Here is a 4,779-nt window from a genome sequence, read left to right as displayed (position 1 = left end):
CCTCACTTTTGAGACAGCTTCATTTTCATTATTATTTTACAATTTCAAAAACTTGCAAACGAAGCTTTATCGTATCTACTTTACTCAACGTATCTTGCAAAATCAAATATTTTGGATCTAACTGCTTCACATAATAATTGTACGTTGTATCATTCAGAGACATCGTTAACAAACGTTTTGTTTTAGACGTATTATACACATACGTTCCTGTCGTTTGTTCTTGTACACAATTTCCTTTTTCGGTTTTATACATGTTAGAATTATAATTCGTAACATCCGAAAAATCTAATGTAGACTGTCGCTCACAAGACAACAACTTGTCTGTTTCCGTTATATTCCCTTTCGTTTTTCTAATTTCTTTCAATTGCCATTTTCCAGATCGCAACAATTGATCTTGCGATATTGCCAACGAATCGTCTTCTTTGCACGAAAAAACTGAAAGCAATAAAATTGATGCTAAAAATAGGCTGAATATATTTTTCATTCGGTTCAATAATTATGTGGTAAAAATAAAGATTTTGAATGACGTAAAGTGAATATAAAAAATAAACCTGAAAACTTATTTTCTTTATTTATTGTTTACGTAAAATATCATAACTGATTGTATTTGCTATTTTCTCGAATTCCTTATCAGAATCTACAATTTTTTTATCAATATATGTTTCAAAAGTTATCGTTTTATCTTGATTAATTTTCACAATTCTATCCTCAAAAATATAATCATCAATGTAAAATTGAATTCTATTATCAACAATTCGCCACAATGTTAATCGAGGCTCACTAGGAAAACAATTGCCATTACTTCCTTCTACATAGTTATAAATAGCATATCCATTATCCCAAATTGTATAATTTCTCATTAACCGACAATCATCAAATTCTTTAGACACTTTTTTGCCATTTTCATAAAAGCCTGATTCTTGTAACTTCCAAAAACCAATCACATTATCAGGTTTTAATTGTTGAGAAAACATTTTTGAAGAGAATAAGATTAATAGAATTAAAATAATTTTTTTCATAAGATTGATTTACCTTGTAAAGGTATATTTTTTACCTTATCAAATAAAAAGAATGAAAAAATTCATACTAGAAACTTCCGACAAATATCCAATTGCCATAACCTCTTTTGGCGAAAACAATGCAACCAAAAAAATCATTGTCATTTCGTCTGCAATTGGTGTTAAACAAACTTTTTATGCCAAATATGCAACGTATTTAGCTAATAAGGGATATTTGGTTTTTACGTATGATTATCGCGGAATCGGCGATTCTAAACCCAAAAAATTAAAAGATTTTAAAGCGCATTTTACAGACTGGGCCGACAAAGATTTTTTAAGTTTAACACAATATATCGAAGAATTTTATCCCAATCACGAAAAATTCTTAATTGGTCATAGTATCGGTGGAATTATGATTGGTTTGACACGCGCTTACAAAGTTTATGATAAAATTGTAACGATTGGTTCTCAATATGGCTATATCAAAAATTTTCATCAAAAAGATAAAACTAAAGTGAATTTCTTTTTTCGCATTGCGATTCCTGTTTTATCTGCTTTTTACGGTTTTTTTCCTTCTCAAAAAGTTGGAATGGGCGAACCAATTCCAATCGGGATCGCAAAAGATTGGCGAAAACTAATTCTGAATGAAACTTCAATTCTAGGTTACGCTGATGAAACGCAAAATTTGTATGATGAAATTACAAAACCTGTTTTAATCATTAGTTTGGATGATGATTTTATGGCAACACCAAAATCTGTAGATTTATTTGGGAAATTAGTTTTGAAAAATGCGAAGAAAAAACGTTTGAATATCGTTCCAAAAGAATATGGGTTGGATGAAATTGGACATTTGGATTTCTTTCGAGAAAAAAATAAAACCGAAATTTGGCATATTCCTCTTGATTATATTGAACAATAAAAAAAGCTCGAGAATTTCTCGAGCTTAAAAATTAATTATTATAATAATGAGCTCAACTCTTTTCTTGGTTCACTGTAATAATACGTTGTGTATTATGATTTTTGTAATTAAAATAATCTAAAAAAATGTGAACCTCAATTCACTTTATTCAGAAATTCCAGAAAATGAATTGAGACATAATTTTCTCAAATGTGCATCCAATTTATGGTAAGACGAAATTACATAAAATTTTTTAATGTTTTTAAAACAAGAATTCTTGATAGAAAACCTGAAAATATAGATGAACTAAAGTAATATGTTTAAACAAAGTGTTTATCTTTATAACAATCTAAAGTCTCTCCTAAGTCTTAAAAATAAGACTCCAAAAAAAATATAAAAAAAACTAAAAAAAAACATATTCCTTCGGGCTTAAATATTATTTTAAAACTATTCATCTATTTCTTTTTCAAGATAAAAACTTCTTTGATTTTTTCTGGATCAACTTTATCGTTTTTGGTTGTTTTTTCAAGTTTTGTAATCAAATGATTTACTTCTTCATCAGAAGCTGGGCCACCAAGATTTTCTCCATTTACGCGAGAATCTTCTAGAACTTTTCCAGTCGAATCTAGAATTACCCAAAAAGGTAAACCTTGATCTTTTCCACCTAATTTTTCGTTAATTTCAGCGCCGCCTGGTGTTTCTAAATTTTTCTTTTCTGCACGTTCTTGTACAGTAATAAATGTTTTGACATAATTCGCATCAAAATATGGTTTCACAGCTGGATCGTCCATATTTTTTTCCATCTTTTTACACCATCCACACCAAGAAGCATGAAAAATTAAAAAGACATTTTTATTTTCAACTTTCGCTTGGTTTTGAGCTTTAGTTAATATTTCTGTTGCTGTTTGCGCGTTTACGATTCCTGCGAAAGCAATCATAAAACTTACGATTAAGGCTTTTAATTTCATTGTAATAAGTATTTAAGTAAATGTAAATAAATAATTGTATTTTCAATAAAAAATTAACACTTATGAAACATTTTTTAGGATTTATCATTTTGCTATTTCTCACAAGTTGCGCATCCAATAACATAAAAACGATTGAAGGAAAATGGAAACAAGATTTTTTGGATTATAAATTGAAAGTGGTAGAAGTTCCTTTGTCGAAAAGTGATGCGATTATGGATGTTTCGAGAAGTAAATCAAAATTGAAAATAGATTTTGATTTTCAGGATGGTTATGAAAAAGATGTGACAGATTCTATTGTGTTTAAATTTCCTCAACTCAAATTCAGAAAGATAAATCTTGATAAAACGTCTAATTATTATGATTTGACTTATAATGCTACTTGCGATTGTTTTTATGGTGAAATGAAATCATATTCTGGAAATGTATTAAATATAAAATTGAACAGAGTTTCTTCGGTTAAATAAATTTAATGGAAATCATTATCTTTGCACAAAATTATTAGAACATCGTTCTAATATTCAATCATTAAAAAAGAGACAACATATATGAAATGTGGAATTGTTGGATTGCCTAATGTTGGTAAATCTACTTTATTTAACTGTTTGTCGAATGCAAAGGCGCAATCGGCAAATTATCCTTTCTGTACAATTGAACCAAATGTAGGAACAGTTTCTGTACCAGATACTCGTCTAAATCAGTTAGAAGCAATTGTAAATCCAGAGCGCGTTGTGCCTGCGGTTGTAGAAATTGTAGATATTGCTGGTTTGGTAAAAGGAGCAAGTAAGGGAGAAGGTTTAGGAAATCAATTTTTAGGAAATATCCGAGAGTGTAATGCAATTATTCACGTTTTACGTTGTTTCGAAAACGAAAATATTACACATGTTGATGGTTCTATTAATCCATTGCGTGATAAAGAAACAATTGACATTGAGTTGCAATTGAAAGATTTGGATACAGTTACAAAACGTATCGATAAATCTAAAAAAGCAGCAAAAGCAGGAAATAAAGACGAACAAAAAGTTGTAGAAGTTTTAACAGCTGTAATTGCTCATTTAGAAGAGTTGAAAAATGTTCGTGAAATGGATTTGGACGAAAAAGAGCAAGAAATTGTGGATTCGTTACAATTGATTACTTCTAAACCAGTTTTGTACTTATGTAATGTAGACGAGTCTGCTGCAAAAGACGGAAACGAATGGGTAGAAAAAGTGAAAGAAGCTGTAAAAGATGAACACGCAGAAGTGTTAATTTTAGCGGCACAAATAGAAGCAGATATCAACGAGTTAGAAACGTTTGATGAGCGTCAAATTTTCTTGGAAGAATTAGGATTAGAAGAGCCAGGAGTTAATCGTTTGATTCGTTCTGCTTATACATTGTTAGATTTAGAAACATATTTCACAGCAGGTGTAAAAGAAGTTCGTGCTTGGACAATCAAAAAAGGTTCTACAGGACCACAAGCGGCTGGAGTTATTCATACCGATTTCGAGAAAGGATTTATTCGTGCAGAAGTTATTAAATTTGAGGATTTTATTACTTACGGATCAGAATCTAAATGCCGTGAAGCAGGAAAATTAAACGTAGAAGGAAAAGCATACATCGTACAAGATGGTGATATTATGCATTTCTTGTTTAATGTGTAAACAGTTATTTTATAATATTTTACTAAAAGCATCAATAAATATTGATGCTTTTTTTATTTAAATAAGCTTTTATAGATTTGTTTTTAAAATAATGTTTGTTAGTGAAATAATTGTATTTTTAAATAATTAATAATTAATAAACCCGTAGTGCATTTAGGTAATATTAATTTTTAAGTTGTTAATATTTCTATTTTGGTTTCTGTTTATTGATTGAATAATAGTAAGCGTTAGTATTTTTGATAGTATCCTTGTTTTAAACCCTAAAAAGCTTTTAGCAT

At 29.3% G+C, this 4,779-nt stretch carries 6 protein-coding genes and 2 pseudogenes; 4 read left to right on the top strand and 4 right to left on the bottom strand.

Going from position 1 to position 4,779, the window contains the following annotated elements:
• Positions 1-31: 31 nt before the first annotated feature.
• Positions 32-484: a lipocalin family protein gene (locus B4E95_RS07950; protein WP_219034255.1), complete on the bottom strand. Its 453-nt coding sequence runs from the start codon at positions 482-484 to the stop codon at positions 32-34.
• 88 nt (positions 485-572) lie between these two features.
• Positions 573-1,019 (bottom strand): lipocalin family protein, encoded by a 447-nt coding sequence (locus B4E95_RS07945; RefSeq protein WP_291046310.1) that lies wholly within the window; start codon positions 1,017-1,019, stop codon positions 573-575.
• Between the two features lie 52 nt (positions 1,020-1,071).
• Between B4E95_RS07945 and B4E95_RS07940 the strand changes: the two genes are divergently transcribed.
• The gene (locus B4E95_RS07940) at positions 1,072-1,917 is read left to right on the top strand and encodes an alpha/beta fold hydrolase (protein ID WP_291046307.1); all 846 of its coding nucleotides are present in this window, start codon (positions 1,072-1,074) and stop codon (positions 1,915-1,917) included.
• A gap of 129 nt (positions 1,918-2,046) precedes the next feature.
• Positions 2,047-2,175, top strand: a pseudogene (locus tag B4E95_RS07935) (IS982 family transposase); the annotation flags it as partial.
• 176 nt (positions 2,176-2,351) lie between these two features.
• Here B4E95_RS07935 and B4E95_RS07930 read toward each other — a convergent pair.
• Positions 2,352-2,864: a thioredoxin family protein gene (locus B4E95_RS07930; RefSeq protein WP_291062163.1), complete on the bottom strand. Its 513-nt coding sequence runs from the start codon at positions 2,862-2,864 to the stop codon at positions 2,352-2,354.
• Positions 2,865-2,926: 62 nt separating this feature from the next.
• Between B4E95_RS07930 and B4E95_RS07925 the strand changes: the two genes are divergently transcribed.
• Positions 2,927-3,328: a hypothetical protein gene (locus tag B4E95_RS07925; RefSeq protein ID WP_291091049.1), complete on the top strand. Its 402-nt coding sequence runs from the start codon at positions 2,927-2,929 to the stop codon at positions 3,326-3,328.
• An 81-nt stretch (positions 3,329-3,409) separates the two neighbouring features.
• Positions 3,410-4,501, top strand: a complete 1,092-nt coding sequence (gene ychF / locus B4E95_RS07920; protein WP_125348936.1) for a redox-regulated ATPase YchF — start codon at positions 3,410-3,412, stop codon at positions 4,499-4,501.
• Between the two features lie 153 nt (positions 4,502-4,654).
• Here the strand turns inward: ychF and B4E95_RS13175 are convergent.
• Positions 4,655-4,779: pseudogene (locus tag B4E95_RS13175) on the bottom strand (IS982 family transposase); the annotation flags it as partial.

It is taken from the genome of Empedobacter sp. UBA7494, assembly GCF_002478465.1.
GTDB classification, from domain to species: domain Bacteria; phylum Bacteroidota; class Bacteroidia; order Flavobacteriales; family Weeksellaceae; genus Empedobacter; species Empedobacter falsenii_B.
The sequence above is the reverse complement of the archived record's forward strand: the minus strand, read 5'-3'. Positions and strand labels throughout refer to the sequence as shown.

Coding starts and splice junctions, on each gene's coding strand:
- B4E95_RS07945 (WP_291046310.1), bottom strand. CDS start 1,019: ATGAAAAAAATTATTTTAATTCTATTAATCTTATTCTCTTCAAAAATG.
- B4E95_RS07950 (WP_219034255.1), bottom strand. CDS start 484: ATGAAAAATATATTCAGCCTATTTTTAGCATCAATTTTATTGCTTTCA.
- B4E95_RS07940 (WP_291046307.1), top strand. CDS start 1,072: ATGAAAAAATTCATACTAGAAACTTCCGACAAATATCCAATTGCCATA.
- B4E95_RS07930 (WP_291062163.1), bottom strand. CDS start 2,864: ATGAAATTAAAAGCCTTAATCGTAAGTTTTATGATTGCTTTCGCAGGA.
- ychF (WP_125348936.1), top strand. CDS start 3,410: ATGAAATGTGGAATTGTTGGATTGCCTAATGTTGGTAAATCTACTTTA.
- B4E95_RS07925 (WP_291091049.1), top strand. CDS start 2,927: ATGAAACATTTTTTAGGATTTATCATTTTGCTATTTCTCACAAGTTGC.